The organism is Salipiger sp. PrR003, from assembly GCF_010500785.1.
GTDB classification, from domain to species: domain Bacteria; phylum Pseudomonadota; class Alphaproteobacteria; order Rhodobacterales; family Rhodobacteraceae; genus Salipiger; species Salipiger pacificus_A.
The window spans coordinates 18,509-45,085 of record NZ_JAAGOV010000038.1 but is presented as its reverse complement, the minus strand read 5'-3'; the positions used below and the strand labels follow the sequence as shown (position 1 = coordinate 45,085).

The following is a 26,577-nucleotide window of genomic DNA, read 5'->3' as shown; positions in this document are numbered from 1 at the left end:
GTTCACGACGCTTTGACGGCGATCTTCTTCGGCTTAGTTTCGGCCGCGCGTGGCAGCAAGAGCGTCAGCACGCCTTGCGAGACCGATGCCTCGATCCTTTCGGGGTCGAAATCCTCCGACAGGGTGAAGGATCGCTCGTAATCGCCCTCGCCATATTCGACATAGGCCAGTTGCAACTTTTCGGTGCTGGTGGGCCGCACCTTGCCGCGGATCGTCAGCACGCGCTTTTCCAACGTGACATCCACGTCATCGTGGACAACACCCGGCATCTCGAGCATCAGCGTCACGCCCTCTTCTGTCTCGACGATATCGACCAGCGGCTGATAGATGTGCCCGCCGGTGGTGGTCTCGGGCGTCTCGGCCGGGGTCTTCTCGGCAGTTTTAGTGACTTCGGTGGTCATGTCGAACTCCTCCTCTCAGGCGGCCTTGATCGCAATCTTCTTCGGCTTGTCCTCTTCCGGTCGGCCGACGGCGATACGCAGAACGCCATCGGTCATCCGCGCCTCGACCTTGTCGTCGAAGGCGGCGAAGGGCAGACGAACCGCACGGCTGAACTTGCCATAGCCGCGTTCGTTGCGGTGCCAGCGGGCCCCTTCGGGAAGGTCCGGCGCCTTGCGCTCGCCCGAAAGGGTCAGCACGTTGTCCTTTACATGGATGTCGATATCGGCCGGATCGACGCCGGGCAGTTCAGCTGTGATCGCCACGGCCTCGTCGCTCTGCCAGACGTTCACCGCCGGAAAGGCGGGCCGGGCCGCGAACGACGGCGTGAAGCGGCCTGTATCGTGCAGCATGGAGCGCATCAGCGCGAACGGGTCGCTTCGGCGCATGTATGTGGGATAAAGCATGTCTCGCCTCCTTCATTGCCAATCAATGACACGAAAGGTCTCGTGTCAGCCAGGGCGCCCGAGGAGCCGGACAGGTTGAAAGGTCCGCCGAACGATCGGCGTTCGAGTGTCGTCGCGTATCCGATAAACTCCCGAACTGGCGAGCCATCGGTGGTCCGCTCTTGCAGCCGAACCTTTCTGCGTGTCCTTGAAACCCCAATTGGGCGTCTCGATTGTAATCAAGGAATGTGTCACGCTCGTTTCAAGAGAGGCACGACGAAATTTTCGCTCAGCGCCAGACACCCCAGGGCCCGAAGCGCGGCGGCGCGATCCGGCCGACCTGCGGCAGGCGCAACGGCGCCTCGGGGTGCGTCGGCCGAAGCGGCCCCGCCAGCGCGCGCAGCCGCTGCACCCGCTCCTCGGTCGGCGGATGGGTGCGCAAAAGCGAGGGCACCGGGATGCGGCGGCCTGGCAGGAACATCTCTTCCCACAACCGCCCCGCGCTGCGTTCGAGCTTGAGAAGCGCCGAGGCTAGCCCCTCCGGATCGCCGCTCAGCAGCGCACCGCCCAGATCGGCCTCATATTCCCGCGTCCGCGATAGGGCAAGCTGCAGCAGCGCCATGATTGTGGGCGAGAAGATCAGGAGAAGCGGCACCTCCCAGGGCACATAGGCCGCACCCATGAGGATCAGCGGCAGGTTCACAAGCAGGATAACCTGGCCGAACCAGGATGCCAGCGACACCGCCCGTGACAACGCATCGGCCAGCCCCATGATCCACAGGTCGCGATGGGCGACATGGGCGACCTCATGGGCCAGCACGCCGGCTAGTTCGCGGCGATCGAGCAGCCGCAAGAGCCCGTCGCTGATGCAGACCACACTGTCTTCCGGCTTGCCGATGGCGAAGGCGTTCGGCAATTCGCTGGGGATGTAGTAAAGTTCCGGTACCCGCGGCAGCCCCGCCCGGCGCGCCAGCTCGCCCAAGATCGCCAGCCCCTCGGGAAAGTCGCGCCCGGTCAGGCGGCGGGCGCGATAGGCGCCGATCAGGATCTGTTTCGACATCCCCGGCGCCAGCAGGAGCCCACCCAGCGAGCCCAGAACGATGGCCAGCGCCAGATCGGGGCCGACGATGGCATTGAGGGCGACCCAGCCGATGGCGCCCATTCCCGCCAGCAGCAGGACAGACTGGGCAAGGTTGATGAACCGGTGGCGGGGATTGAACGTCATCTCGGCCGGGCCTTTCATCGGGGTCAGTCGCCCGTAGATAGCCGAAGGGCCGGTCGGTTTCGACCCCTGGAATGATCCCGCCAAAAAAATGAGAATGAGGTGGGGCGCGACTTTGGTCTGGAATTGCGCCGACACGAAATTAATCTAATCGCAGGTTGGGACCTAAGAATTGCGGGTTGGGACCTAAGAGGTGATAGATGGAAAAGAAGACCGCATACAATATCTGGTATTGGGTGGTGGCTTTCATCGCCGTGCTATTCCTCCAGAACGTGATCGCGACCTGGCGATCCGTTGCGCCGATCAACTTCAGCCAGTTCCAGACCTATCTCGCGGACGGGAAGATCGAATCGGTCACCGTGGGGCGCGACACGATCTCGGGCCAGTTTACGGTTCCAGTGGACGGCAAGAGCGACTTCGTGACCACCATCGTCGATCCCTCAATCCTGCAACTGATCGATAAGAAGGGGGTCGAGATCACCGGCGTGCCACAGAATACGTTCCTCGGCACGCTGATTTCCTGGGTGGCGCCGGCGCTCGTCTTCTTCGGCATCTGGATGCTGCTGTTTCGCAAGTTCGCCGACAGGCAGGGTTTCGGCGGCTTCATGCAGGTCGGCAAGTCGAAGGCCAAGGTCTATATGGAAAAGGAAACTGGCGTCAGCTTCGCTGATGTCGCCGGCGTGGATGAGGCCAAGGCCGAGCTGGAAGAGGTGGTGCAGTTTCTCAGGAACCCGGCCGACTACGGCAAGCTCGGTGCGCGCATCCCCAAGGGCATCCTGCTGGTCGGGCCGCCGGGCACCGGCAAGACGCTGCTCGCGCGCGCCGTGGCGGGTGAGGCGGGCGTGACCTTCTTCTCGATCTCGGGGTCGGAATTCGTCGAGATGTTCGTGGGCGTGGGCGCCGCGCGGGTGCGCGACCTGTTCGAACAGGCCCGGAAATCCGCCCCGGCGATCATCTTCATCGACGAGCTCGACGCGCTCGGGCGCGCCCGCGCGGCCGGGCAGGTCGCCGGTGGTCACGACGAGCGCGAGCAGACGCTGAACCAGCTTCTGACCGAGCTCGACGGGTTCGACCCGTCGGCAGGCATCGTGCTACTGGCGGCCACCAACCGGCCCGAGATCCTCGACCCCGCGCTCCTGCGCGCGGGGCGCTTCGACCGGCAGGTGCTGGTGGACAAGCCTGACAAGAAGGGCCGCATCCAGATCCTCGGGGTACACATGAAGAAGGTGACGCTCGCACCGGACGTGGATGCCGAGAAGGTCGCCGCGCTGACCCCGGGCTTTTCCGGAGCGGACCTGGCAAATCTGGTCAATGAGGCGGCGCTATTGGCAACCCGCCGAAAGGCCGATGCGGTGACCATGGAAGACTTCAACAACGCGGTAGAGCGTATCGTCGCCGGGCTGGAAAAGCGCAATCGTGTTCTGAACGCGCGCGAGCGGGAAATCGTGGCGCATCACGAAATGGGGCATGCGCTGGTCGCGATGGCGCTGCCGGGGGTCGATCCGGTGCACAAGGTCTCAATCATCCCGCGCGGGATCGGTGCGCTCGGCTATACGATCCAGCGCCCGACCGAGGACCGTTTCCTGATGACCCGCGAGGAGCTGGAGAACAAGATTGCCGTGCTGCTGGGCGGGCGTGCGGCCGAAAAGGTGATCTATGACCATCTCTCGACCGGGGCCGCGGACGATCTGGTGAAGGCCACCGATATCGCCCGCGCGATGGTGGCGCGCTACGGGATGGACCCCGATCTGGGCCATGTGAGTTACGACAGCGAGCGGCCCGGCTTTCTCGGCACCGGCGATCAGTCGTCCTGGCTCAACCGGCGCTACAGCGACGCCACTGCCGAGCGGATGGACGCGAAGGTGCGCGACATCGTCGATGGGGTCTTCGAGCGCACGGTGGCGTTGCTGACGGCGAACCGCGCCCTGCTGGACGAGACCGCGCAGCGACTGCTGGAGAAGGAGACGCTGGACGAGACCGACCTTGCGAAGGTTCAGGGCAAGGTCCAACCGGCCCGGGACAAGGCGGTTTGATCCACGTCATATCCGCGTCACGCATTTCAATGTGTAGTCGTGACAATTTCAACTTGAGGGAGCCCAAAAAATGGCGAACGGAAAATGCGATATCTGCGACCGCCCGGCGACGGCGCGCGTGCGGGCCTCGATCAACGGCAAGACGCAGGACATGGAGCTTTGCGACCAGCATTACCGCGAGATGGTGCGCCGGTCGGGCCGGAGCGCCTCGCCGCTCGAATCGCTGTTCGGGCGGTCTTCGCTGTTCGACGACTTCTTTGGCGACAGCGGCTTTGGCAGCCTCTTCGGGGACAGCCCGATGCGGGGCCGCTCTGTGGGCGCGACGGATACCGCTGGCGACGTCGGGGATGACGATGTGGTGGACGCGACCTTCGGCGGCGAAGCGACGCGCCGCGGAGCACGCCGGGGCGGCGGCGGGCGGACGATCGCCGACCGCTTGAGCGAACAGGGCAACAAGCTGTTGCAGGCTGCGTCGCAGAAGGCCGGCGATTTCGGACGCAACGAGGTCGATACTGAACATCTGCTGCTGGCGCTGACAACGTCGGATGTCGTGCGCACGATCCTAGAGCAGTTCAAGGTCGATGCGGATGATCTTGCCCGCCAAATCGAGAAAGAGGCCAAACACGGCGAGGGCAAGACCGAGGGCGAGATCGGTGTCAGCCCGCGTCTCAAGGACGCGCTGAACCGCGCCTTCATCGCCTCGAACGAACTTGGCCATTCCTATGTCGGGCCGGAACATCTGCTGATAGGGCTCGCCGAAGAGGGCGAAGGCCTCGCGGCGGCGATGCTGCGCAAGCTGGGGCTTACGCCGCAGGCGCTGCGCCAGCAGGTGACGAAGGTGGTCGGCAAGGGTGCCGAGGAAGGCCGCGTCGAGACTCCGTCGAACACCCCCGATCTCGACCAGTTCAGCCGCGACCTCACCAAGGTCGCGCGCGAGGGCAAGCTCGACCCGGTGATCGGTCGCGCCCGCGAGATCGAGACGACGATCGAAGTTCTTGCGCGGCGCAAGAAGAACAACCCCGTGCTGATCGGCGAGCCTGGCGTCGGCAAGACCGCCATCATCGAGGGGCTCGCCCAGCGGATCGTGGCCGGCGAGGTGCCCGAGGCCCTGCGCGACAAGCGGCTGGTTGAACTGAACATAAACTCGATGGTCGCAGGGTCCAAGTATCGCGGCGAGTTCGAGGAGCGCGTGCAGAAGATCCTCAAGGAGATCACCGAGGAGAAGGACAGCCTCATTCTCTTCATCGACGAGATCCACACCATCGTCGGCGCCGGCCAGGGCGGCGGCGAGGGCGGACTTGACATCGCCAACACATTCAAGCCGGCGCTGGCGCGCGGCGAGTTGAACCTGATCGGCGCGACGACGCTCAACGAATACCAGAAATACATCGAGAAGGACGCCGCACTCGAACGCCGCTTCCAGCCGGTCTATGTGGACGAGCCCACGGTCGCGCAGACGATCATGATCCTGCGCGGGCTGCGCGACACGCTTGAGAGCCACCACAAGGTAACAATCACCGACGAGGCGATCATCGCCGCCGCGGAGCTATCGGATCGTTATATCACCGGTCGCTTCATGCCCGACAAGGCGATCGACCTGATCGACCAGGCCGCGGCGCGGGTGAAGATCTCGGCCACTGCGCGGCCCGTGGACGTGCAGGAGCTCGAAGCCGAGGTCGCGCAGATCAGGCGCGAACAGGACTATGCCGCCGCGCGCAAGCAGTTCGACCGGGCGGCCGAGCTGAAGAAGGAACTGGAGGCCAGGCAGACGGAGCTCGACGAGCTGCTGGAGGTCTGGAAACGCGATCAGGCCTCGGCGACCGCCGAGGTGCGCGCCGACCACGTCGCGCAGATCGTCTCGAAGATCACCGGGGTTCCGGTCACTGAACTGACCACCGAGGAGAAGGACAAGCTTCTCAAGCTCGAAGACAAGCTGCACGAGCGCGTCATCGGCCAGGAAGAAGCCATCCACGCCGTGGCCGATGCGGTACGTCTCGCGCGCGCGGGTCTGCGCGAAGGCTCCGGTCCGACTGCGACCTTCCTCTTCCTCGGGCCGACCGGCGTCGGCAAGACGGAACTGGCCAAGACGCTGGCCGAGGTGATCTTCGGCGATCAGGATGCGCTACTCAGGATCGACATGTCGGAATATGGCGAGCGTCACGCCGTGGCACGGCTGGTCGGCGCGCCTCCGGGCTATGTCGGCTATGATGAAGGGGGGCAGCTGACCGAAAAGGTCCGCCGCCGGCCCTATTCGGTGGTGCTGCTCGACGAGATCGAGAAGGCGCACCCGGACGTCTACAACATCCTGCTTCAGGTGTTCGACGACGGGCGTCTGACCGACGGCAAGGGCCGCGTGGTGGACTTCACCAACACGATCATCATCGCCACCTCGAACCTCGGTTCGGACATCATACAGCGCAACCTCAAGAAACGCGGCACGAAGGAGTTCGACGAGGCAAAGCAGAAGTCCGAGCTGATGGACGTGCTGCGCGGCCACTTCCGGCCGGAATTCATCAACCGGATCGACGAGATCATCGTCTTCCATTCGCTGAACCAGTCGGAGATCCGCCAGATCGTCGAATTGCAGTTGAACCGGGTGAAACGCACCGCGGCGACACAGGGCATCGAGCTCGAATTCGACACCAGCGTGCTCGATCATTTTGGCGCCGTCGGCTTCCGCCCCGAATTCGGTGCCCGCGAGCTGCGCCGGCTGATCCGGTCGGAGCTGGAGACCGAGTTGGCCCGCGAGATGCTCTCCGGGCGGATCGAGGATGGTGACAAGGTCCGCGTCGCCTGGTCGGAGGACGAACAGAGGGTCGTGTTCGAAAAGATCGTAAAGGACACCGGTGACGACAGCCCGGACGATCCGGCCCAAGCCGGGATCGGCGAGTCCAGCGAAGTTTCCGAAAACAAGACGGACGTTCCGAAGCCCAGCGTTGGGGATGAGGTCCAGTCCAAGGACGACAAGTCCGCCGAGTGACAGCGCAAAAGACTGGCCCGGCGCGATATCGGTCGCGCCGGACCATCTCTTCGGAGAGTTATAGGAAGGTCCACGGCATGAACGTCATTAGATCATTCCGCAATCTCGACCGGCACGGCCAACAGCGCGCGCCTGAGGTCATCGAGGAAGAGGTGCGGCAACTTGAACCGCACCTTGCGCGCTTTCGCGAGGATCTGGTCCGGCTCGAAGTCGTTGCCTCGCAGGCGAGGGGCAAGAAGCGCATCAAAGTCAGCCTGCGCCTGCAACTGCCGTCGGGCGTGATCGTGGCGCGGGAAGAGGGATTCGAGATCGAGCCTGTCCTGCGCAAGACCTTTGCCGACCTGCGCCACCAGGTCGATCGGCATGTGGCGCGCCTCAAGCACGAGCCTGAATACAAGCGCCCCGCCCGCCGGCGCCGGATCGGCGCCCCGCTGCCGCCCGCGCGGGATGCGGCGGAAGCGGACCGGCGCCAGCTCTTCTTTGACCTGATCGAGGATCATCTCGATACGGTCTACGATACCGTCAGGCGCGAGTTGACCTATCTCGAGTGTAGCGGGCCTGTGCCGGCTGGCTACCTGAGCGTTCGCGATATCGTCGATGCGACGATCCTCAAGGGGCTGGCCCGCTTCGAGGATCGGCCTTCGGAGTTTTCCGTCGGCGACTGGCTGAAACGGCTGGCTTTTCAGACCATCGAGGAAGAATCCCGCGCCTCCCGCCGCGCCGTGCCTGAGGATGCCGCCTCCATCGAGGCGGAACCCGAGGCCCCGGCGGAGGATCCGACAGAGGCGGATCAGGCGATGTTCGAGTTCTACCAGCCCGACGAAGTGCTGATGCTGGAGGACCTCATCGCCGACGACGGCGGCACAGACCCCGAGAGCCAAGCGGATCGGCATAAGATCGCCATGGTGCTGCACCGGGCAATCGCCGATCTTCCGTCGGTCGAACGCCGCGTTCTCTATCGGCTCCACCTCGACAACGCTACGATCGCGGAGACGGCAGACCTTTTCGGCCTGACCGAGACAGAGGTCGCGGAGATTGCAGAAAATGCGGGCGCGACACTACGCGCGAGGCTTGCCGAAGCCGGGTTGGTCAGAGAACCATCAGGCCGCGCGCCCGTCCAACGGGAAATCGCTCACACGCAGCGTCTGCCTCAGCCGATCGAGGATCGCCGCCGCTTGGCCGCCGCCCTAACCGGCGAGGAGGCCGGCTCCGATACCTTACATGGAACTGAATAGGTGATCGACCAATGACCACAGCCTCTGAAAACCCGACCGACAAGATGCAGGACATGCTGTGCAGCCTGTCCCGGAATTGGTGGACATTCGTGTTACGCGGCGTGCTCGCATTGATCATCGCAGTGCTAGCCTTCGTCATGCCTGCGGAATCGCTTCTGGCGCTCACGCTGGTCTTCGGCGCGTTCGCCTTTGCCGACGGCGTGTTCGGCCTCGTCGCCGCGATACGTAACATCCGCAAGGGCGAACGCTGGGGCTGGCTGATGTTCAGCGGCATTCTGGGCATCGCCACGGGCGTCGTCGTGGTTGTCTCGCCTTTTGTCGCGACGCTTGTGCTTGCGACATTCCTCTGGGCCATCATCGCCTTCTGGTCCGTGTTCTCGGGTGCCCTCGAGATCGCGGCAGCGATCCGCCTGCGAAAGGAAATCGACGGCGAAATCTGGCTGATCCTAAGCGGCCTTCTCTCGGTCGTTCTTGGTGTCGTCGTGACCTGGATGCTGCTGACGCGCCCGGTCGAAAGCTTCCTCGCGCTCGGCTGGCTGATCGGCTTCTACGCCGCGTTCTTCGGGGTGATGATGATCCTCCTCGGGTTACGGCTTCGCAAGGCGGATCGTTCGGACGGTGCGGCCTTCGATGACGCTCCCCCATCGGCAAAGGCGTGAGGTGCCCTGTGGTGCATGACGGGCGACTTGCCGGCGAGGAGCACGATTTCACCCGATGGGACGAAACGATCTTCGACCGTTGCCGGAGCACCGGCTTCAATCCGTTCGGCAGCGGTCCGACGCCAATCTTCCTGCGGCACCGGGACGCAGAGGCGCCGGACGCGGATGCAAAGCCGTGCATGCCACCTGACACCGAAAATGCGAGGTGCTGATGTCGAACCGCCTGCCTGACTTGGCATTTGCTGGTGCTGCCGCTGCCTTGGGCATCGGAATCCTTTTCGTTTTTCGTTCGATGTATCTTGCCGAAGACATACTGCCTTTCGCGCAGGAGATGACGCTCATCTTCCTCGGCGCTGTCGTGACGATCATTCTGACCGCGGCGCTTCTCAATCGCCAGACCGATCTCGAGCTTCGCAAGGAAGGAAGGGTCATCATCCTCCAGCAGCAATGCGACATTTACATGGCCTGTATCGAGAAGGTCGCAGAGATCGTGGAAACCGCAAGGCACGATGCGAAGCTGATCGATGAACTGCGTGTTCTCAGCCACAAGCTGGCTGTGGTCGCGAGTGCAGGGGTCGTGTCCAGCTTCGAGCAGGTACTGGAGAGCTTGCAGTCCGGTTTTGCTGACGGCACGCTCTCGGACGGGGACGGAGAGGGCGTGATGAATGCCGTCGCCGATCTCACGATAGCGATGCGGTCGGACGTCCTTCACGCTGCTGCCTTTCCTTCGCAGAACACCGAACGCGCCGTTCGCCTGAATTCGAGGCGAATGGAAAAACTCGACGATCTCGAACGTCACCTTCTCGTATCCACCGACACCCGGGAGAACTGATATGCGCGGCCATAATCGTCCACCATTCCCGCCGAAAATTCCCGGAACCGATCTGCCATCCTGGGACGTGCCAACGGCAATCATCTACCGTCCTGCCCGTTCCGCGATGACATCAGCGCCTCGGCCCAACTACTGGGTCCTGGAGTTCGAGCCGTCCCGGCCGCCGCAGATCGACCCGCTGATGGGACCCTCCAGCGACGATCCCTATCGCCCGATCCGGCTGAAATTCCCCGACCGCGATAGCGCCGTGGACTTCGCAGAGCGGCAGGACTGGCATTATGTCGTGCGCGAGGACGCCCCGCACCGCACCGCGCCCAACCCCTGGCGGGGGCAGGAAAGGCACCGACTCTACAAGGGGGCCGATGCGCCGGGGGCCTTTCGGGTCTCCTCCGGGACGGGTCAGGGGCATTCGGACCACCGCCTGCGAAGGACGGTCGATCAAGATGGCCCGCGGGATCTGTCCGGGACCGATGATCGCCCGCTCGATCCGGTGCTTGAGGCCGATCTCGAATCCTTCCCCGCTTCTGATCCGCCGGCCTGGACGGGCGTGACCGTCGCGGCGGGGCGGCGCAAGACGTGACGCCCCGCCTTAAGAGTTGAGACTTTGCCACACCCCAACCGAGGAGAGACGAAATGTCTAACACCAAGACAATTGAGAACCTGAACAAAGCGCTCAGGATGGAGATCAGCGCCACACACCAGTATCAGCTTCATGCCCATGTCCTGGAGGACTGGGGTCTTGTCGGTCTCGCCGCGCAATCCTCGTCGATTTCTGGCCGAGTGGTGCGGGCCATGCAAGATGATGGCGCCCCAATTCGAAGCGGCGGCGCGCTCGCTCGAACCCCGTGTCCGCCTGGGCAAGCTCGATACGGAAGCCGAACAGCAGATCGCCGGCCGCTACGAGCTCCGCGGCATTCCCACCATTATCCTCTTCAAAGGCGGCAAGGAAATCGCGCGCCACAGCGGCGCGATGTCTGCCGCCCAGATTGCGCAATGGGCGCAATCGTGGCTCTGATGATTTTGGCTCCTGGCCTTCCCTGCGCCATGCGATTTGGATAAGTCAAATGCACAGCGTGACCGGATTTCTCGAAAGTGCGGCCCTGCTGGTCGGTGTGGCATTCGTGTTCGTCACGACGTGCTCACGGGTCGGCGTGCCCAGCATCGTGGGATACATCCTGACCGGTCTGTTGATTGGGCCGGCCGGTTTCGGCCTGCTTGCTCAGAGCACCGCCCTCACCAACATCGGCGAGATTGGCGTGATACTCTTGCTGTTCGCGCTCGGCCTCGAATTCTCGTTCGAGAAGCTTGTGACGCTCAGGCATCACGTTTTCGGTGTCGGCGGCGCGCAGGTCGCGATCACGACAATACTCGCTGCGGTCGTGGGAAGTCTGGCATTCGGCCTCGCGCCCGTCGCCGCGATCCTTGTCGGCGGGGCCGTTGCCATGTCGTCCACGGCCATGTGCCTCAAGGTGCTCGCAAGCGTGAACGCTCTAGGATCGGCCCAAGGGCGCCTCGCCATTGCAGTGCTTCTGTTTCAGGATTTGGCAGCCGTCGCATTTCTGCTTCTTCACGATGCAATGAGCGGGGCCGCCGAAGGGTATGCCGTGATAACGGTCGCCGCCGGTGCAACGGCAATGGTTGCAGCTCTGTTCATTGCCCGTGGCCCGGTGCAGATACTTGCCCGTTGGGTAGCGTCGCGTGGCGATCCGGAACTTGCCCAACTCCTCGCGCTTACCATTGCACTAGGCTCTGCGATTGTCGCGGCCACCGCCGGCCTTTCTCCGGCACTCGCCGCATTTGCGGCCGGCATGATTATCGGCGAGGGCGACGCGCGGCATGCGGTCGAGAACGAGATTAGACCCTTCCGCGATTTGTTTGTCGGGATTTTCTTTATCGGCATCGGAACACAATTGCCACTTTGGATCATTCCTTCTGCATGGCCTGTCGTGCTGATCTGGCTTGTCATTCTTCTCGTGGGCAAGACGCTGATTGTTATGGTCGTCGCCCGACTATTCGGCGAGTCGTTTCAGACCTCATTGCGCACCGGAATCATCCTGGCCCACGGAGGAGAATTCAGCCTGATGCTGCTATCGGTTTCCTCGGCGTCGGGCATTGTTGCGGAGGAATTCGCCGGCCCTATCCTACTCGCGGTTGGTGCGAGCATTGTGGTCGGAAGTCTCATGATCAGGCGGTCGGGACTGAACGCCTGAGTTTTCCGTCCACAGATGATCTCGGCAGCTGGAGCGGTTACAGTCGGGCGGCAAGGCCAGGACCTTCTGCGGCGGCCGATACCTTTTTCTACCCTCGACCTTTTTGGGCGTCCGTATTCCGGAACCGCTCGGCGCACCGATCCCGAAAGGATAGACGTGCGCGCCCGGATCAGACCCGCGGATGCCGCGCCGCGATCTTGCCCTGGACCACGGCGATCACTTCGCCCTCGTCCAACGGCTGCCAAGGCTCGTCGCTCCGCGGCACGCTGGCGAGCAGGCAGACCTCCTGTGCCGCGCCGGTGAGCGTCATGCCGGCTCCGTCCGGCGCGGGTGGGCATGGGCGAAGTGATCGCCATCGGCATAGAGGAAGTTGGCCGGCCCGAGGCGGCGCAGCTCGGCCGCGAAACCCGCCACGAGACCGAGCCTCTCGGCCAACGGCGGCGTGGCCCCTTCGGCGGCGCGCCTGGGGACCTCGAGCTGGTCCAGAAGGAGGCAAAACGCACGATTCGCAATCGGTCTCGCCCACGGGCAGGAACCGACCGGGCGGAACGTCGCCCCCGACGAGGCGCTGTTGGATAAATCAGCTGGCGAGCGCAATCCCCCTTTCCCCGGGCACACCTATCCTGCGGCCACGATCATCGGGATGCCGAGTGCCGTGAAGCAGTTGAGGACCGCCACCCGGATCTGGACCTCCGCCACCTGACGGTCGAATTCCCGGGACATCAGCCGCTGGCCGAGCAGCGTCACGCAGTTCATTTTTGTCTCGACCCTGCTGCGCCGGTGGTACCCGCTCCAGTTCCGCCAGAGGGCCCGGCCCAGGTGCTTCGATGCTCGCAGGATCTCGTTGCGTGCGCGAGCTCCTGCCGTGTCCGGCTTCCAAGGCCGGGCGTTTCGACGGGGTGGAATGATCGCTGCTGCACCACGGGCCGCAATGGCATCGTGGCAGGCGCGGGTGTCGTAGGCACCGTCAGCCGTGACAGTGGCGATGTCCTCGTTCGCCGAAATCTGGGCGAGAAGGTTCGGCAACATCGGGGCGTCGCCGACATTGCTTGAGGTGACCTCGACCGCCCGGATCTCCAGCGTTTCCTCATCAATTCCGAGGTGGATCTTGCGCCTTACGCGCCGCTTGGAGCCGCCATGCTTGCGCGCGTGCCACTCGCCTTCACCTTCCACCTTGATGCCGGTGCTATCGACGAGCAGGTGAATCGCCCCCTTGGAGCCGCGATATGGGATGGTCACGTCCAAGGTCTTCTGCCGCCGGGACAGGGTGCTGAAGTCCGGCACGGCCCATCCGAGTCCGGACAGCTCCAGTAGGCTCGCCACGAAACCAGTCGTTTGCCGGAGTGGCAGGCCGAGCAAGACCTTGATGGTAAGACAGGCCTGGATCGCCGCGTCGCTGTATGCCTGCTGGCGGCCGCGACGCCCGGAAGGCGCCGCTTCCCATTGCATCGAGGGATCGAACCAGACGGTCAGCGATCCGCGCTGCCTCAGCGCTTGATTGTAGCTATGCCAGTTGGTGGTCTTGTACGGGGTTTTCGCCGGTCTTCTCATGGCCGCCAGCTATCATGCTGGATTCGCGCAGTGAATCCCCCGCCGCATTTGCGCAACAAGGCCGCGCCGGTCGCCTGCCGGGTCGGCGCACGCGCAGAAGCGCCGGTGTATGGTCCGCTAGTGCCGTCCGAACCGAAAGGATTTGCCGATGTCTAAGCGCTGCTTCGTCCTGGTTCCCGGCGCGTGGTACGGTGGATGGGTCTGGTGCGACTTTGCGGCCCAGCTGCGAGCGCTGGGGCATGTCGTCACCACCCCCACCCTGACCGGGCTGGGGGAGCGGCGGCACCTGATGGCGGGCGGCGCCGATCTGAGCACGTTCAGGCCCGTATCCCCGGCAAGATCCGGTCGCTGATCTATTAAGACGCCTTCGTGCCCGAGAACGGTATGGCCCTGGTCGATTGCATGGAGGCCGACAAGCGGCGGCCCTACGAGCTGGACAGGGATGCCGACCGTCCCCCTTGCGCCGGTCCCGCTGGCGGCCTTCGGTGTCACCGATCCGGCGATGCAGGATTTCGTGACGCCGCGGATCGGCGGGCAGCCCTGGCGCACCTTTTTCGAGCCGGTTCGGGTCTCGCCCGATATCGGGTCGGTGCCGCAGACCTATATCCTGTGCACCAAATGGGGCATCGCGTCGCCGATGACGCGCTTCGTGCCGGTGATGGAGGCGCGAGTAGCGCGGATCGTGACGATCGCGGGCAGTCATCTGTCGATTCTGACCGAACCCGAGGAGACGCTGGAGGCGATCCTTGCAACGCCCTGACGCCGGGGCGCGCGGGCACCACGCAAAAGCGGCGCCCGACTTGCTGCGAGGGGCGCCGCTGAGCGAACCCACCGGGGCGGGATACCGGTTTACGGGGTTAGCTGCCGACCACTGCGCCGCCCGCGCTGCCCCCCATCAGCTTCTGTTGCCCATAGAGCATGACAACGGCCGCGAGCGGCAGCAGCGCGAGGGCCGGGTGTAGGCCGGTCAGGAAGAAGCTGGCCACCCCGATCGCGATCAGGACCAGCCGCATCACTACCGACACGCGCCGCGCCAGATACCCGACGAGCCCGGCCGAGATCAGGAAGACCGAAGCCACGCCGCCGATGATGGCCGCGCCGATCTCGACCAGGGTTCCTTCCAGAAGGAAGGCCGGGTTCAGGACGAAGGCGAAGGGAATGATATAGGCCACCACCGCGAGCTTCAGGGCCTCGAGCGCCGTTTTCATCGGAGCGGAGCGCGCAATCGACGAGGCCACGAAGACCGACAGGCAGACCGGCGGCGTCAGGAAGGACAGCGTGCCGAAGTAGAAGATGAACATATGCGCGCCCATCTTGTTGATGCCGAGCTGCTCGAAGGCCGGGCCGATCAGGATCACGAGGATGATATAGGTCGCCGTCACCGGCACCCCCATCCCTAGGATGATGCAGCCGATGGCCGAGAAAATCAGGAGCAGCCAGATACTGCCACCCGAGGCCGCGATAAGGTTCTGCGACAGGCTCGACCCAAGGCCGGTCAGGCCGAGACAGCCCACGACGATCCCGGCAATGGCGCACATGATCGCGATGAACACCGTGGCTTCGCCCGCTTCCACGAAGGTGCGGACATAGGCACGCGCCGGGCGGCGCATACTGGGGAGGACCAGCGACATCAGGATCGTAGCGAAGCTGGCCGCGAAGGCCGAGGCCGCCGGATTCCAGTTCCAGCCAAAGAGCGTCCAGAGCAGGATCGCGAAGGGCACCGCCACGGGGATCATCCGGCGGCCCGCATCGCGCAGGTCCGGAAGCTCGGTCGCGTCGGCGCCTTCCATGCTGGCTTTCACCGCCTCGAGGTGAACCTGAAGGTAGACGCAGAAGTAGAACAGGAGCGCCGGTACCGCCGCTGCGATGGCCACGGTGGCATAGGGAACGGCCAGGAACTCGGCCATGAGAAAGCCGGTGGCGGCCATGACCGGGGGCAGGACGAGGCCGCCGGTGGAGGCGACCGCCTCGACCGCGCCGGCCCGTTCGGGCGAATATCCGACCTTGCGCATCATCGGGATGGTAAGCATCCCGGTGGTGGCCACGTTGGCCGAGGCGCTGCCCGAGAGCGAGCCGAAGAGCGCGCTGGACATGATCGCGACCTTGGCCGGTCCGCCCTTGCGGCGGCCCATCAGGGCGAAGGCGAAGTCAGAGATCGCATCGCCGCCGCCGACCATGAACAGCACCTGTCCGAAAACCACGAAACTGGTGACGATGGTGGCCGCGACATAGACCGGCGTGCCGAAGATCGCCCCGGTTCCGAGATAGTTATAGGTGACGAGCCGGTCCCAGCGGATCACGCGGGTTTCGAACATGCCCGACAGGTAGTGACCGAAATAGGCGTATCCGAGCGCCAGAAGGCCGACGCTAACCATGGTCCAGCCGACATGGCGGCGCGCCACTTCGAGAAGCAGGACGATACCGATTACGCTGACGATCACCTTGTCGGTGGTGATGAGGCCAAGGCTGCGGACGATTTCGTCGTAATTCAGAAAGATGTACCCCCCGACGTTCAGCGCCAGCACGGCCCCGATTATGTCATACCAGGGCGGCGTTTCGCGGACCTGGGACTTGGAGAAGGGTTTGACCAGGAACGAGATCGCGACGCAGATCGCGATGAACAGCGTCAGATATTGTTCCTTGTATATGATGATGCCGAAGCGCGGCAGCAGCTGAAGCGAATAGATCAGTGCCGCGGTGGGCAGGATGATCGCAAGGACCTCGTAGACGTAGCGATACGGGCGTTTCAGAACCCTGTTGTTTTCTTGCACGGGTGTCTGGCCTCCGGTTGGCGTGTTGGCTCTTACAGGGAGGATCGCCCCGGCCGCCTTCACTGGGCCGGAGCGGTCCGTTCCTGTGTCGCGCCGGGACGTGGCCCGGCGCATCATGGGTTATTTCGCCGAAATCTCAGCCTGACGGGCTTCGAGCTCGTCGGTCCACACGCCCTTGGATTTGAAGAATTCAATGGCGGCCGGGTGGAACGGAACCACGACGGCGGTCTCGGCAAAGCGATCCGGCGTCCAGGTCGCGAGCGACGGGTGAATGGCCTTCAGCTCTTCGGAATGCTCCCACAGCGTCTCGAGGATCGCGGTGACCTTTTCGTCGGCCAGATCGCTGCGGCCGTAGAGCGTGGTCGCATAGCTGAGCGCGTGGATGTCGCTGTCGACACCGACGATGCCCGCGGGCACTTCGATCGGAACGAAGGCGCTGCCGATTTCCTGCGAACGGGCCATCGCTTCGGGCGAGGGGTCGATCGACAGGATGCGCGCGCCTTCGGCGGCGTTGAGCTGCTGAAGGATACCGCTGCCGATGGAGCCGACGGCGGCGTCGGCGCGGCCCTCGATCACGGCGGTCACGCCTTCGGGATAGCTGGAGACGCTGACCACTTCGATGTCGTCATCGGTCAGACCGGCATTGGCGAGCGCGGCTTCGGCGGTGATCGACGACCCGGCGAAGGCGCCGTAGTTCGACACGACGCGCTTGCCTTTCAGATCGGCCATGCTCTGGATGTTCGAGCTGCCGCGCACCACGAGCGACAGGCGGATTGGCGAGCCGAGCATGATCGTGGAGATCGGATACCCTTCGCCGCCATTCACCCCTTCATAGGAACCGACGGCGCGAAAGGCGAAGTTGGCTTCGAGCGGGCTCGAAAGGCCGAGATCGGCTTCGTTGGAGACGAACATCGGGAAGAAGACCGTCGGGGATTGCGGCAGCACGTCAACGCGGTCGCCGGTATGTTGGCCAATGACCGAGGCGATGGCCTGGGACTGCGCGTAGAACAGGCTTCCTTCCGGGTTGCCGCCCATCACGAGGATATCGGCCTCGGCGGATTTGGGCGCGGCGCCCACAAGCATGGCAACGCCGAGCGCTGCGGCGGTCAGTTTCTGGAATATCATTGGGGCAACATCCTCCCTACCCACTGTGGTTCTTTTCCCGCCCTTCGGAGCGGGCCTGGCTGCGTAGCCCGGTATTCGAACAATTGCCGAATACCGCATCAACTTAGAGGTAGCCCGATTTGGAGTCAATTCGGGCTGACGTTCCCGGTTGCAATCTAAAAACGAATGAGAGGCTGCCCCTGCGGCAGGTCAGAGCATCGCGCCCGCGATCAGCAGGGCGGTCATGACGATCACGTAATAGGTCAGGATGAATGGCCCGTTCCACCGCAGGCCCACGTCGCGGGGGGACTTGCCGATCATCCCCGTGGCGATGGCAAGGGTGGACGCGAAGGGGGACAGCAGCATCGAGCCGGACCAGCCGCACATCAAAGCCAGCATCAGCATCAGTTCCGGCATGTCGATCCCGGACGAGATGATGGCGCCGGAGCACAGCAGCGCGCCGATCATGGGTGAGAGGCCTAGCTGGCTTACCAGTGTCATCAGCAGGATGATGATGCAGGCGATGACGCCCGGCCCGATCGAAACATGTTCGATCAGCATGCCGAGCTTTTCGGCGGGCAGCATTTCCACCACGGTCAGTCCGAGGAAGGCGCTGGCGCCGATCAGGCAGATTTCGCTGGTTGAATCGGGAAGGGTGCGAAACCCGTCGCGGGCAAGGGATTTGAGATTGCCCGAGAAGGAGCGACCCTCGGTCAGCAGCACCCAGATCACCGCCATGGCGGGAATGACGATCAGGAATCGCGGCCCGCATCGGAATGCCGACCACCGCCTCGGCCAGTGCCGACAGCCCGGTGATCGCAAGGAGTAACCCGCGCAGCGCGGCCATAGCGAGGGCTGCGCCCTTGTGGGGCGACGGGGTGAAGTTGCGGCGCGGACGGCGCTCCAGCCGGTCGAACACCCAGCCGAGAGCGAAGAAGACCACCATCAGGCCAAGGCCGTAGGGCAGGTAGGACACATATCCCAATTTCGGCATCAGCGGGATGAGAATGTTGATGGCCAGCCCGACCGGCGTCCACAGGATCGTGGCGGCAAAGCCGCGCAGGACCGCATTGGCGATTCGCCGCCCCTGCACTTCGGCGATGTCGGGGCTGGGCGCGGCGCGGTCACGTTCGGCCAGCGCGATCCCGAGCAGGAGCTGCAGGCCGCCGAGATTGAGCAGGATGCCGAAGATATGACTGTCACTGGCCAGCAGGGCGAACCGCCGCGATGGGGGCTGGTCCACCACGAAATGGGCGGCGGTGCTGACGATGTTCGAGCGCATCGCGGCCAGCCGCGGGATCGCCATGACGGCCAGCAGGGCGGGAAGGTAGAGCGCGCGGCTTGCTGCAAGGGTAAGGTTGCCCGGATCGCCCCCGGTCAGGACCAGCAGCGCCCCCGACAGCGCGGCGAGCAGGAGCAGGACCTTGGCGTTCGTGCGCACACGACGCCAGCGCATCAGGATGTGGCACACGATCAGCGTGATCGCGATTCCGGGGAACAGGTGATTGTTGCTGAACAGGTCCGCGAGGGTGAAAACCGTCCCCGCCCAGCAATGCGGCCGATGCGATCGTGGACAGGCGGCCGGGGCTGGCTGGATCCGGCATGATATGCTCTTACCTCATTCCGGTGAACCGACCGCTACGCACCGCCCGGTGTGATCGACGGTGCGGCGGCTCTATCTTTTCCGCTATTGTCTAGACAGACAACCCGCCATCAATCGCGATTTCGGCCCCCGAGATGTAGCGGCTGAAATCCGACAGCAAAAACAGCAACGTATGGACCACATCTTCGGGCAATCCAGTGCGACCAAGCGGGACCTGCGCGGTGCGGGTCTTCAGGTCCTCGTCACTCCAGGCGTCCAGCATCGGGGTGAGAATGATGCCCGGATCGACCGAGTTGACGCGGATCCCCCGCGGGCCCAGTTCGCGCGCGGCGGTCTTGGTCATGCCGCGCACGGCCCACTTGGTGCCGACATGGGCGATGCCCTTGCTGGCACGCAGCCCGGCCAGCGACGAGATGTTCACTATCGACCCGCCTTCGGGGCCCATCGCCGCTTCGGCGAACTTCACGTCGAGATAGGTGCTGAACTGGTTGACCTTGTATTGGAGGTCAAAATCCTCGGGCGTGGTGTTGGGGATGGTTTCGGGCCGGTAGAGCCCGGCATTGTTCACCAGGCCGTGCAGGGGCCGGTCGCCGCATTGCGCCTGCAACGCCTCCCAGTCGGCTTCCGAGGTCACGTCGAGGCGCACGAATTGCGCGCCGATCTCACCGGCGAGGACGCGGCCCTCGTCTTCAAAGATGTCGGCGACGATCACCTGCGCGCCTAGCGCCGCGAGATGCCGGCCTTGAAGCGCGACCTGTCCGCGCGCGCTACCGGTGACAACCACGAGGCGGCCGCAGAAGGACACGCCCGGGATGTCGGCCTGGCCGGGGGTCATAGCCACCCGCCATGGTAGCAGGGTCTTGTGGGAAGGCAGTTCATCCCATTAGCTCACTCGTTATGATCGAGGAAGAGCGGCTCGAACTGATGCCCCCGCATCTCCGCAGCCTGGCCGGGGATGAATGGCCGACGCGGGAAAAGAGCATCAAGCAGGCCCGGCTGGACTACCAGAATTTGGGGTTCGTCCTGGCCGAACAGGTTTTCCATCCCGCACTCCGCGCGGTCGCGACCCCCGTGATCGCCAAGACGAGCGGCCGGATCTTCACCCTGAGCTGCGCGGGCCCCGTCGCCACGAGCGAACGGCTCCGCAACGAGATCGGGCCAAAGCTGACGCTTCTGGCGAAGAACCTTCAGACCACCACCATGATGCTGACCTGACGCGCGCAGCCTTGCCCGCCTACTTCCTTCAAAGGGACCGCGACAGCGCCTCGGCATAGATGCGCAGGATGGGCAGCATGTGCTCGCGCATGTCCTTGACGTTGACGCGCGGCCGCGCCGCGCTCACGCTCATCGAGGCGACCAGTTTGCCGTCCGGGTCGAAGACCGGAATGGCCATGCTGACCATGCCCAGTTCCAGCTCTTCGTCGGTGAAGGCCACCTTGTCACGGCCGGCGGCGCGGATGATCTCTTTCAGCTTCGCCTTGTCCGTAACCGTATGCTTGGTCATGGCCGCCGGCTTCGCCGCGTCGAGATAGGCATCCAGCGACTCGTCGTCATAGGCCGACAGCAGGATACGCCCCGTCGCCGCCGCATAGGCGGGCAGCCGGGTGCCCAGGCGGATCGCGGTGGAGACCAGCCGCGCCGCCTCGGCCCGCGCGACAAAGGTTGACCGGCCATCTTCCAGGATCGACAGCGACACGGATTCCCCCAGCTCCTCGCGCGCCGCGTCAAGCTGATGCTGGGCAATCTGAGGCAGCGGAATCGCGCCGGTATAGGACCGACCAAGCCGCAACATGCGCGGGGTCGGCATGAAACGCGGGCCGTTCTTGGTCAGATAACCCAGATCGGTCAGGGTCAGCAGGCACCGCCGTGCGCTGGCCCGCGAAATGCCGGTCTCATCAGCGGCGGACGAAACGGTGACAGCCGGGTGTTCTTCCCCGAACAATTCGATGATGGCGAGGCCCTTGGCAAGCCCCGCCATCCCCTCGGGCGCGCGCGATTTCGTCGCTGTGGCCCCGTCTTTTTCCGTTGACCCTGTCATCCGAGCTCCACCCTTCTCCGGCGCTTGAGTTCCCCGGCGAGGCCGCACCATGCCACGGGGACCGGAATAAGTCCAGAAAGCGGGACGGGCCCGACAGCAGACTTATTCCTCGTCGCCCGACGCCACGAAGGCATCGCTGAAAAAGCGATCTTTGGCCAGCCCGGCCTCGACCTCGAATTCCAAGCGCGCCGCGTCGATCATCACCGGCGCACCGCAGGCATAGACCTCGACATTGCTCATGTCGGGAATGTCCTCAAGCACCGCACGGTGAACGAAACCGGTGCGCCCGTTCCAGCCGTCCGAAGGCGACGAGATGACCGGCGTGAAGCTGATCCACGGATACGCCGCAGCCCAGCGGGCGGCCACATCGGCCATGTAAAGATCGGCCTCGGTATTGACACCCCAATAAAGCTTCAGCGGTCGCTCGGCCCCCAGCGCGATCTGGTTCTCGATCAGCGATTTCATCGGGGCAAACCCGGTGCCAGTGGCCAGCAGAACCGCGTTCATATCGTCATTTTCCGACAAGTAGAACTCGCCATAAGGCAGCTCGACGGTCAGTAACTTGCCCTTGTCCAGCTTGCTCAGCACCTGCTCCGAAAACTTGCCGCCCGGCACATGCCGGATATGCAGCTCGATCCCGTCGTTTTTCTGCGGCGGGTTCGCCATGGAGTAGTTGCGGCTGTCGCCGTCCTCCATCACCACCCGCAGGTATTGACCGGCGCGGAACGGCGCGCGTTGCCCGATCGGCAGGCGGAATTGGATCACGGCCACGTCCGGCGCCGGGCGGGTGATCTTGCGCACCTTCGCCTCCAGCGTCTTGCGCTCCACCGGCTCGACCTTCTGGATCCGGGTCGGCGTGATCTGAAGATCGGTCAGCGGACGGGCCTGGCACAGCTTCACGCCCTCGGCGGGACCGGCCTGAACCCCCTGCCCGCGCACCATCGCTTCGCCCGCCGCAATACTGCCTTCGCAGGACGAGCACACGCCTTTGCGGCACGAATAGGGAATGGCATAGCCCGCACGGTCAGCCGCGTCGAGGACGGTTTCGTCCTCTTCGCAGTCGAAGCCGATATCGTCATGATCGGTGACGGTTATACGAAAACTCACTGAATACCTCCGAGAAGCCTGATCGCGGCGACCGCCGCATCGCTGGACGCCTGACCTTTACCCGCAATATCGAACGCCGCACCGTGCCCGACGCTGGAAAAGACGAGCCCGGAGCCGATCGACATCGCCGCCGACCTGCGCCCGGCCAGCAGCTTGACCGGGATATGGCCCTGATCGTGATACATGGCGACAAAGGCGTCATAGCCTTCGCGCACCAGCATCACGTCGGCGCCTTCCGGCCCGTGCGCGTCGATCCCCTGCGCGCGCAGCCGTTCGATGGCGGGGGTGACGATGCGGTCGTCTTCATCCCCGAAAAGCCCGCCCTCGCCCGCATGGGGGTTGATCCCGAACAGCCCGATGCGCGGGGCGTCGATTCCCAGACCGCTGAGCGCCTGATGCGCGGCCAGCGTGGCGCGTTCGATCAGTTCCGGCGTCAGCCGGTCGAGCGCGGTGTGAATGCCTTCATGCAGCGTCACATGCACGACCCGAAGCCCGCCGCCGATCAGCATCAGGAAAACCGAATCCTCGCCGGTGCCCAGAAGCTCGGACAGAAGGTTGGGATAGCCCGAAAATGTCCGCCCGCTGGCATTGACCGCCGTTTCCGAATGTGGGCAGGCCACGATGGCGCGGCCGGTGCCGTCCTTGACCAGCGTCACCGCGCGCTCGATATAGGCGACCGTCGCCCGCCCGCTGGCGGCGGTGGGTGTGCCGGGCGTCACATCGGCCGCGTTAAGCGCGCCCACCTCATGAAGATCGACGTGGCCTGGCGCGCCCCATTTGTCCATGGACGGCTCAAGCGTGAAGCCCGCCGCCGTTACGACCGGCTCCACCAGATGCCGGTCGCCCACGACCACCGGGCGCAGCGTCGGATCGTCGGCCAGCGCGATAGCGGCCTTGGCCGCGACTTCCGGGCCGATCCCGTTGGCATCGCCAACGGTGATCAGCACTCTTTCCTTTTGCGCCGTCATTACAGCGGGAAACCAAGCAGCGTGTCGATCTGGTTGCTGTCCAGCACCACAGTGCGCGACACGATCTTGGCCTCGTCACCGACGATCCGGTACCGGTCGATATAGCGCCCGGTGGCAAAAAGATCGGTCGGCCCCTCGCGGGTGATCCGGGCCACCATAAACGAAGTTTCCGAATCCACTTCGTCGCCTTCCAGCTCGCCCACGAATGGCTGCCCGATCATGTGCCGGTAGGAGTGGCGCTCATAGACGTTGGCCTCCAGTAGCGACAGGATACGGTCTCGCAGCATGTCCTTGCTGTCGAGCCAGACAAGACCCGCCTCAAGGTTCTGCGCGTAGTTGTCCGCGCTGGTGATCGTGTAGAAGCAATCATCCACGAAGAAGTTGGGCCATGCAGTGCAATCGCCATCGTCGATCTCGCAGACATAGCGGGCCTGCGCGGCGCTGATCAGGGCCGAAACCTCGGCCTGCCGGACGTGAATGTTCATAGGCCCATCCTCATTCTGTATTCTGCCCAGAACCCCCGGATCGAGGCTTCCGTAATGCGGTCGTCGCCGCCTTCGATGCTGCGCCCGCCCATTTCGAGCACGGCCTTGTTGTCCGACGCGCCCTTGGTGCCCCGGCGCACGAAGCCGCCGATACAGCCGTCTTCCATAGACACATACCCGCCCGGCCCGATCAGGTTCGACAGTTTGAGACGCGCGCGGCGCTGTTCGGTCGTGTCATCCTCGAACCCGATATAGGTCCATTTGAGATGCATCTCGTCGGTGCCTTTCGGCAGGACCTGACGCACCGCGATCGAGTTCTGGATCTGTTGAAGGACGAAGCCCGGAAAGACCGTGAGGATCTGCAGGGTGATGTCGTCGTCGAATTCCTTGAAGCTCGCCAGCAGCGACTTGTCGGCCAGTTGCAGGTCCGATTGCGACCGGATCTTCTGGTCCGAATAGATCGTGTTCTTCGCCTTCTCGGCTTCCGCGACCTGGTCGATCTCGGAATAGCTCACATGGCAGCCGCCATTCGGGCTGACAATGATTCCGCCCTTCTGCGACAGCCGGTTCAGCTCGAAGGTCGTGAAGAAGGTGTGCAGGATGCTGGCGTGATAGCTATCCTTGGTGTTCTCAACATAGAGCTTCCAGTTGTTGGGAAGCACCTGCGTGAACCGGCCCAGAACCACCATCTTGCGGCCTTCCAGCACGCGGCGGATACGGCCAAGAACCTCATCGCCCAGGTAATCCTCGATATCGTCCACGTCCTCGTCGAAGCTGCCGAAGATCAGCCCTTCGACATTGGCCACGCGCAGCTTGCGAGGGCCAACGGAGTTCATGCAGAAATCCTTCTCCATCCCGCCTTTGCCGCCGATCCCGTCCTTGAAGGCGATCCCGACTAGGTCACCTTGCAGGCTGTGGGTCCAGGCATGATAGACGCAGGTGAAATCCTTGACGTTGCCGCGATCTTCCAGCGCCAGAAGCGAGCCGCGATGCGAGCAGCGGTTCTCGAACGCATAAATCTCGCCGTCATTGTCGCGGGTCACGATGACCGGGGTTTCCCCCACATGGACCGCGACGAAATCGCCGGGCGACTGAAGTTCGGCTTCAAGACACATGTAGTTCCAGGTTTCCCCCTGGAACAGGCGCTCATTTTCCATCTCCAGAACGTCTTCGCGCTGGAACACCCAGTAAGGGACATGGAAACCCTCATCTTCCTTCGCCCAAACAGGCATATCCGCCCCAAGGGGCGCCAAATTGTTCATGGGTTTACTCCCTCCCGATAAACGAGTTGTCGAATGTTCGTATGCCGAACTATAACCGATATTCGATTTTTGATTTACAATCCTGAGAATTTTGTGTCAAGCAGGGACTGGCCATGCCGATGCAGGAAACAGGGGGAGGAGCAGATGAAAAATCAAGGCACCAAGCCCCTTGCGAAGGTGACATATCCGCCGGAGCCGGCGGGCGGCGTTCAGGGGCCGGTCACGGGCCCTCAATCATCTTAAGGAGCGGAAAATGCCCAAAAAGACAGTCCTCTTCATGTCGGGAAGCAGCCAGGTCGGCTCGTCCAACTGGCGGATGGTCGGCGCCGCAGCGGCCCTTGCGGACCGCGACATGGCGGATGCCTTCGCGGCGGTCACGCTGAACCTTGCCGAATATGAGCTGCCGGTTTTCATCGAGGGTCAGCCCGGTCCCGTACCGGACGATGCAGCGAAGCTTCGCAAAGCCGTGGCCGCGGCAGACGCCATCTTCATGAGCTCCGATGAATATACCGGCGCGTTCTCCTCGGTGTTCCGCAACGCCGCTGGCTGGATCGGCCATGACGTGGACGGCGCGGGCAACCTGTTCCAGGGCAAGCTGATCACCCTGTGCGGCGCGCCGGTGGGCGGCGTGGGCGCGCTGCGCGGCCACCCGGCCATGCACCAGTTCCTGCTGGAGCTTGGCGCAAACGTCTATTCGCAGAAATTCGAACTCGGCTCGACCTCAAGGATCTTCCGCCAGGACGGAAGCCTGTCGCCCGCCGTCCAGAAACAGCTGGCCGAAGGGGCCTTTGCCCGGCTGACGGGTGAGATCGCCTGACCAAAGGCGATGTCGGATCAGCGATGGTCCCTCGTCTCGCCGGGTGATTCTATAATGGCATCATAATTCGTATTGCAAATGAGAAGCGGGCCGGCGATGTGCCAAACGCACCGTCCCGGCCACGCCAAACCTGTCCGAACACGTCAGTCGATCAATACGGTGTCCTGCACCTCGAAACGTAGCTCTTCCTCGGCAAAGATTTCCAGGTCCCGCGCCGCCGCCGCGCCCTCGGGCGAACCGACCGCCGGCCCGACATCCGCGTCCGATGCAAACCCAAGCGTGGCAAAGCCGATCACCTCGCGCCCGCCGGGCGAGCGCAGCGCCTGCGCCACGTCCAGAATGGAGATCGAGTAATGGACCAGCCCCGGCAGTTTCGCCGCAATGGGCGCATGAATGCCCGTTCAATGCCGTCTTTCGCGGCCAGAAAACTTGTCAGTTTGACATCCTGTCTCTCCGATCCGATACGGGCCGAGCGGGCCGCGTCAGTCCTGCATCATCCGCAGCACGAGCTTCACCACGCTGCTGTCTTCCATGACATGGATCGCCTTGTTGATCCGTTCGAACGGGTAATGCGCGATGATCTTCTCCATCGGAAGCTGGCCCTTGCAGTAATACTCGTTCAGCTGGGGGATGAAGTCCGGCGGGTTGCTGTCACCCTCGATCACGCGGCGCCAGAACAGACCGGCCCCGACCATGTGACGCACCTCCACGCTGTACCGGGTGTCGGGCGTCGGGGCGGCGATAAGCGCCAGCATACCGCGCTTGCGCAGGGTCTGACTGGCCGTGTCCACCACGGCCGGAGTGCCGGTCATGTCGAGACCCCAATGATACCCGCGGCTCTGATGATGTGACCGCCCCCCGACGGCATCTGTGTGC

General features: G+C 63.8%; 30 protein-coding genes. 13 read left to right on the top strand and 17 right to left on the bottom strand.

Going from position 1 to position 26,577, the window contains the following annotated elements:
* Positions 1-2: 2 nt before the first annotated feature.
* The 3 genes from G0D83_RS12150 to G0D83_RS12140 all read right to left on the bottom strand — a co-directional run bounded on the left by G0D83_RS12150 (position 3) and on the right by G0D83_RS12140 (position 2,049).
* Positions 3-401 carry an Hsp20/alpha crystallin family protein gene (locus G0D83_RS12150; protein ID WP_164194056.1) on the bottom strand — a complete coding sequence of 133 codons (399 nt, stop codon included), beginning with the start codon at positions 399-401 and terminating at the stop codon, positions 3-5.
* Positions 402-416: 15 nt separating this feature from the next.
* Positions 417-845 (bottom strand): Hsp20/alpha crystallin family protein, encoded by a 429-nt coding sequence (locus G0D83_RS12145; RefSeq protein WP_164194053.1) that lies wholly within the window; start codon positions 843-845, stop codon positions 417-419.
* Between the two features lie 268 nt (positions 846-1,113).
* Positions 1,114-2,049: a zinc metalloprotease HtpX gene (locus G0D83_RS12140; RefSeq protein ID WP_164194046.1), complete on the bottom strand. Its 936-nt coding sequence runs from the start codon at positions 2,047-2,049 to the stop codon at positions 1,114-1,116.
* 197 nt (positions 2,050-2,246) lie between these two features.
* On the opposite strand from G0D83_RS12140, the gene ftsH reads away from it, so the two are divergent.
* From ftsH to G0D83_RS12095, 8 genes are all read left to right on the top strand, one after another.
* Positions 2,247-4,079, top strand: a complete 1,833-nt coding sequence (ftsH, locus tag G0D83_RS12135) for an ATP-dependent zinc metalloprotease FtsH (protein WP_164194043.1) — start codon at positions 2,247-2,249, stop codon at positions 4,077-4,079.
* Between the two features lie 70 nt (positions 4,080-4,149).
* On the top strand, positions 4,150-7,059 hold the full coding sequence (locus G0D83_RS12130) for an ATP-dependent Clp protease ATP-binding subunit (RefSeq protein ID WP_164194038.1): 2,910 nt from the start codon (positions 4,150-4,152) through the stop codon (positions 7,057-7,059).
* 77 nt (positions 7,060-7,136) lie between these two features.
* On the top strand, positions 7,137-8,294 hold the full coding sequence (locus tag G0D83_RS12125) for a sigma-70 family RNA polymerase sigma factor (protein ID WP_164194035.1): 1,158 nt from the start codon (positions 7,137-7,139) through the stop codon (positions 8,292-8,294).
* A gap of 11 nt (positions 8,295-8,305) precedes the next feature.
* Entirely contained in the window at positions 8,306-8,953 is a 648-nt protein-coding gene (locus G0D83_RS12120) for an HdeD family acid-resistance protein (RefSeq protein WP_164194031.1), read from the top strand.
* A gap of 211 nt (positions 8,954-9,164) precedes the next feature.
* The gene (locus tag G0D83_RS12110; protein ID WP_078530852.1) at positions 9,165-9,785 is read left to right on the top strand and encodes a hypothetical protein; all 621 of its coding nucleotides are present in this window, start codon (positions 9,165-9,167) and stop codon (positions 9,783-9,785) included.
* Position 9,786: 1 nt separating this feature from the next.
* Positions 9,787-10,365, top strand: coding sequence for an NADH dehydrogenase ubiquinone Fe-S protein 4 (locus G0D83_RS12105; RefSeq protein WP_164194027.1), 579 nt, complete (start codon positions 9,787-9,789; stop codon positions 10,363-10,365).
* A 159-nt stretch (positions 10,366-10,524) separates the two neighbouring features.
* Positions 10,525-10,800, top strand: coding sequence for a co-chaperone YbbN (locus tag G0D83_RS12100; protein WP_235958054.1), 276 nt, complete (start codon positions 10,525-10,527; stop codon positions 10,798-10,800).
* A 49-nt stretch (positions 10,801-10,849) separates the two neighbouring features.
* Positions 10,850-11,995: a cation:proton antiporter gene (locus G0D83_RS12095; RefSeq protein WP_164194025.1), complete on the top strand. Its 1,146-nt coding sequence runs from the start codon at positions 10,850-10,852 to the stop codon at positions 11,993-11,995.
* Positions 11,996-12,164: 169 nt separating this feature from the next.
* Here the strand turns inward: G0D83_RS12095 and G0D83_RS12090 are convergent, their stop codons facing one another.
* From G0D83_RS12090 to G0D83_RS12080, 3 genes are read right to left on the bottom strand one after another with little or no spacing between them, the layout of a single operon-like run.
* The gene (locus G0D83_RS12090) at positions 12,165-12,305 is read right to left on the bottom strand and encodes a hypothetical protein (RefSeq protein WP_164194022.1); all 141 of its coding nucleotides are present in this window, start codon (positions 12,303-12,305) and stop codon (positions 12,165-12,167) included.
* Positions 12,302-12,613 carry a class II glutamine amidotransferase gene (locus G0D83_RS12085; protein WP_370457232.1) on the bottom strand — a complete coding sequence of 104 codons (312 nt, stop codon included), beginning with the start codon at positions 12,611-12,613 and terminating at the stop codon, positions 12,302-12,304. Before G0D83_RS12085 ends, G0D83_RS12090 begins: the two co-directional genes overlap by 4 nt.
* On the bottom strand, positions 12,614-13,546 hold the full coding sequence (locus G0D83_RS12080) for an IS5 family transposase (RefSeq protein WP_164194017.1): 933 nt from the start codon (positions 13,544-13,546) through the stop codon (positions 12,614-12,616). It lies immediately after the preceding gene.
* Positions 13,547-13,694: 148 nt separating this feature from the next.
* On the opposite strand from G0D83_RS12080, the gene G0D83_RS12075 reads away from it, so the two are divergent.
* The gene (locus G0D83_RS12075) at positions 13,695-13,898 is read left to right on the top strand and encodes a hypothetical protein (protein ID WP_164194014.1); all 204 of its coding nucleotides are present in this window, start codon (positions 13,695-13,697) and stop codon (positions 13,896-13,898) included.
* 90 nt (positions 13,899-13,988) lie between these two features.
* Positions 13,989-14,306: a hypothetical protein gene (locus G0D83_RS12070; protein ID WP_164194009.1), complete on the top strand. Its 318-nt coding sequence runs from the start codon at positions 13,989-13,991 to the stop codon at positions 14,304-14,306.
* 97 nt (positions 14,307-14,403) lie between these two features.
* Here G0D83_RS12070 and G0D83_RS12065 read toward each other — a convergent pair whose 3' ends face one another.
* The 3 genes from G0D83_RS12065 to G0D83_RS31890 form a co-directional block, all read right to left on the bottom strand.
* Positions 14,404-16,317, bottom strand: a complete 1,914-nt coding sequence (locus G0D83_RS12065) for a TRAP transporter fused permease subunit (RefSeq protein ID WP_164194006.1) — start codon at positions 16,315-16,317, stop codon at positions 14,404-14,406.
* A gap of 120 nt (positions 16,318-16,437) precedes the next feature.
* Positions 16,438-17,442, bottom strand: a complete 1,005-nt coding sequence (locus tag G0D83_RS12060) for a TAXI family TRAP transporter solute-binding subunit (protein ID WP_164194003.1) — start codon at positions 17,440-17,442, stop codon at positions 16,438-16,440.
* Positions 17,443-17,631: 189 nt separating this feature from the next.
* Complete coding sequence (locus tag G0D83_RS31890; RefSeq protein ID WP_203595598.1) at positions 17,632-18,159, bottom strand: hypothetical protein; 528 nt, start codon at positions 18,157-18,159, stop codon at positions 17,632-17,634.
* A gap of 127 nt (positions 18,160-18,286) precedes the next feature.
* Here G0D83_RS31890 and G0D83_RS31885 point away from each other — a divergent pair, with 127 nt between their 5' ends.
* On the top strand, positions 18,287-19,027 hold the full coding sequence (locus tag G0D83_RS31885; RefSeq protein ID WP_203595597.1) for a hypothetical protein: 741 nt from the start codon (positions 18,287-18,289) through the stop codon (positions 19,025-19,027).
* 88 nt (positions 19,028-19,115) lie between these two features.
* Here G0D83_RS31885 and G0D83_RS12050 read toward each other — a convergent pair whose 3' ends face one another.
* The gene (locus G0D83_RS12050) at positions 19,116-19,859 is read right to left on the bottom strand and encodes an SDR family NAD(P)-dependent oxidoreductase (RefSeq protein ID WP_164194000.1); all 744 of its coding nucleotides are present in this window, start codon (positions 19,857-19,859) and stop codon (positions 19,116-19,118) included.
* A gap of 62 nt (positions 19,860-19,921) precedes the next feature.
* On the opposite strand from G0D83_RS12050, the gene G0D83_RS12045 reads away from it, so the two are divergent.
* Positions 19,922-20,239 carry a hypothetical protein gene (locus G0D83_RS12045; RefSeq protein ID WP_164193997.1) on the top strand — a complete coding sequence of 106 codons (318 nt, stop codon included), beginning with the start codon at positions 19,922-19,924 and terminating at the stop codon, positions 20,237-20,239.
* 28 nt (positions 20,240-20,267) lie between these two features.
* Here the strand turns inward: G0D83_RS12045 and G0D83_RS12040 are convergent, their stop codons facing one another.
* The 5 genes from G0D83_RS12040 to G0D83_RS12020 form a co-directional block, all read right to left on the bottom strand.
* Positions 20,268-21,002, bottom strand: a complete 735-nt coding sequence (locus tag G0D83_RS12040) for an IclR family transcriptional regulator C-terminal domain-containing protein (protein ID WP_164193994.1) — start codon at positions 21,000-21,002, stop codon at positions 20,268-20,270.
* Between the two features lie 162 nt (positions 21,003-21,164).
* On the bottom strand, positions 21,165-22,169 hold the full coding sequence (locus G0D83_RS32750) for an FAD-binding oxidoreductase (RefSeq protein WP_164193991.1): 1,005 nt from the start codon (positions 22,167-22,169) through the stop codon (positions 21,165-21,167).
* The gene (locus G0D83_RS12030) at positions 22,166-23,137 is read right to left on the bottom strand and encodes a PdxA family protein (protein WP_164193987.1); all 972 of its coding nucleotides are present in this window, start codon (positions 23,135-23,137) and stop codon (positions 22,166-22,168) included. Before G0D83_RS12030 ends, G0D83_RS32750 begins: the two co-directional genes overlap by 4 nt.
* Complete coding sequence (locus tag G0D83_RS12025) at positions 23,137-23,622, bottom strand: aromatic-ring-hydroxylating dioxygenase subunit beta (RefSeq protein ID WP_164193984.1); 486 nt, start codon at positions 23,620-23,622, stop codon at positions 23,137-23,139. The genes G0D83_RS12030 and G0D83_RS12025 overlap by 1 nt, the downstream gene beginning before the upstream one ends.
* Positions 23,619-24,884: a Rieske 2Fe-2S domain-containing protein gene (locus G0D83_RS12020; RefSeq protein ID WP_203595596.1), complete on the bottom strand. Its 1,266-nt coding sequence runs from the start codon at positions 24,882-24,884 to the stop codon at positions 23,619-23,621. The genes G0D83_RS12025 and G0D83_RS12020 overlap by 4 nt, the downstream gene beginning before the upstream one ends.
* Before the next feature lie 253 nt (positions 24,885-25,137).
* Here G0D83_RS12020 and G0D83_RS12015 point away from each other — a divergent pair, with 253 nt between their 5' ends.
* Entirely contained in the window at positions 25,138-25,701 is a 564-nt protein-coding gene (locus G0D83_RS12015; protein ID WP_164193981.1) for an NADPH-dependent FMN reductase, read from the top strand.
* A 143-nt stretch (positions 25,702-25,844) separates the two neighbouring features.
* Here G0D83_RS12015 and G0D83_RS12010 read toward each other — a convergent pair whose 3' ends face one another.
* On the bottom strand, positions 25,845-26,084 hold the full coding sequence (locus G0D83_RS12010; RefSeq protein ID WP_370457235.1) for an EthD family reductase: 240 nt from the start codon (positions 26,082-26,084) through the stop codon (positions 25,845-25,847).
* 99 nt (positions 26,085-26,183) lie between these two features.
* Positions 26,184-26,513, bottom strand: a complete 330-nt coding sequence (locus G0D83_RS12005) for a hypothetical protein (protein ID WP_164193978.1) — start codon at positions 26,511-26,513, stop codon at positions 26,184-26,186.
* Positions 26,514-26,577 lie beyond the last annotated feature (64 nt).

What these genes read in the sequence shown, in the direction of transcription:
- G0D83_RS12150 (WP_164194056.1), bottom strand. Translation starts at nt 401, where the DNA reads ATGACCACCGAAGTCACTAAAACTGCCGAGAAGACCCCGGCCGAGACG.
- G0D83_RS12145 (WP_164194053.1), bottom strand. Translation starts at nt 845, where the DNA reads ATGCTTTATCCCACATACATGCGCCGAAGCGACCCGTTCGCGCTGATG.
- G0D83_RS12140 (WP_164194046.1), bottom strand. Translation starts at nt 2,049, where the DNA reads ATGACGTTCAATCCCCGCCACCGGTTCATCAACCTTGCCCAGTCTGTC.
- ftsH (WP_164194043.1), top strand. Translation starts at nt 2,247, where the DNA reads ATGGAAAAGAAGACCGCATACAATATCTGGTATTGGGTGGTGGCTTTC.
- G0D83_RS12130 (WP_164194038.1), top strand. Translation starts at nt 4,150, where the DNA reads ATGGCGAACGGAAAATGCGATATCTGCGACCGCCCGGCGACGGCGCGC.
- G0D83_RS12125 (WP_164194035.1), top strand. Translation starts at nt 7,137, where the DNA reads ATGAACGTCATTAGATCATTCCGCAATCTCGACCGGCACGGCCAACAG.
- G0D83_RS12120 (WP_164194031.1), top strand. Translation starts at nt 8,306, where the DNA reads ATGACCACAGCCTCTGAAAACCCGACCGACAAGATGCAGGACATGCTG.
- G0D83_RS12110 (WP_078530852.1), top strand. Translation starts at nt 9,165, where the DNA reads ATGTCGAACCGCCTGCCTGACTTGGCATTTGCTGGTGCTGCCGCTGCC.
- G0D83_RS12105 (WP_164194027.1), top strand. Translation starts at nt 9,787, where the DNA reads ATGCGCGGCCATAATCGTCCACCATTCCCGCCGAAAATTCCCGGAACC.
- G0D83_RS12095 (WP_164194025.1), top strand. Translation starts at nt 10,850, where the DNA reads ATGCACAGCGTGACCGGATTTCTCGAAAGTGCGGCCCTGCTGGTCGGT.
- G0D83_RS12090 (WP_164194022.1), bottom strand. Translation starts at nt 12,305, where the DNA reads ATGACGCTCACCGGCGCGGCACAGGAGGTCTGCCTGCTCGCCAGCGTG.
- G0D83_RS12080 (WP_164194017.1), bottom strand. Translation starts at nt 13,546, where the DNA reads ATGAGAAGACCGGCGAAAACCCCGTACAAGACCACCAACTGGCATAGC.
- G0D83_RS12075 (WP_164194014.1), top strand. Translation starts at nt 13,695, where the DNA reads ATGTCTAAGCGCTGCTTCGTCCTGGTTCCCGGCGCGTGGTACGGTGGA.
- G0D83_RS12070 (WP_164194009.1), top strand. Translation starts at nt 13,989, where the DNA reads ATGCCGACCGTCCCCCTTGCGCCGGTCCCGCTGGCGGCCTTCGGTGTC.
- G0D83_RS12060 (WP_164194003.1), bottom strand. Translation starts at nt 17,442, where the DNA reads ATGATATTCCAGAAACTGACCGCCGCAGCGCTCGGCGTTGCCATGCTT.
- G0D83_RS31890 (WP_203595598.1), bottom strand. Translation starts at nt 18,159, where the DNA reads ATGGCGGTGATCTGGGTGCTGCTGACCGAGGGTCGCTCCTTCTCGGGC.
- G0D83_RS12050 (WP_164194000.1), bottom strand. Translation starts at nt 19,859, where the DNA reads ATGACCCCCGGCCAGGCCGACATCCCGGGCGTGTCCTTCTGCGGCCGC.
- G0D83_RS12045 (WP_164193997.1), top strand. Translation starts at nt 19,922, where the DNA reads ATGATCGAGGAAGAGCGGCTCGAACTGATGCCCCCGCATCTCCGCAGC.
- G0D83_RS12040 (WP_164193994.1), bottom strand. Translation starts at nt 21,002, where the DNA reads ATGGCGGGGCTTGCCAAGGGCCTCGCCATCATCGAATTGTTCGGGGAA.
- G0D83_RS12030 (WP_164193987.1), bottom strand. Translation starts at nt 23,137, where the DNA reads ATGACGGCGCAAAAGGAAAGAGTGCTGATCACCGTTGGCGATGCCAAC.
- G0D83_RS12025 (WP_164193984.1), bottom strand. Translation starts at nt 23,622, where the DNA reads ATGAACATTCACGTCCGGCAGGCCGAGGTTTCGGCCCTGATCAGCGCC.
- G0D83_RS12020 (WP_203595596.1), bottom strand. Translation starts at nt 24,884, where the DNA reads ATGAACAATTTGGCGCCCCTTGGGGCGGATATGCCTGTTTGGGCGAAG.
- G0D83_RS12015 (WP_164193981.1), top strand. Translation starts at nt 25,138, where the DNA reads ATGCCCAAAAAGACAGTCCTCTTCATGTCGGGAAGCAGCCAGGTCGGC.
- G0D83_RS12005 (WP_164193978.1), bottom strand. Translation starts at nt 26,513, where the DNA reads ATGACCGGCACTCCGGCCGTGGTGGACACGGCCAGTCAGACCCTGCGC.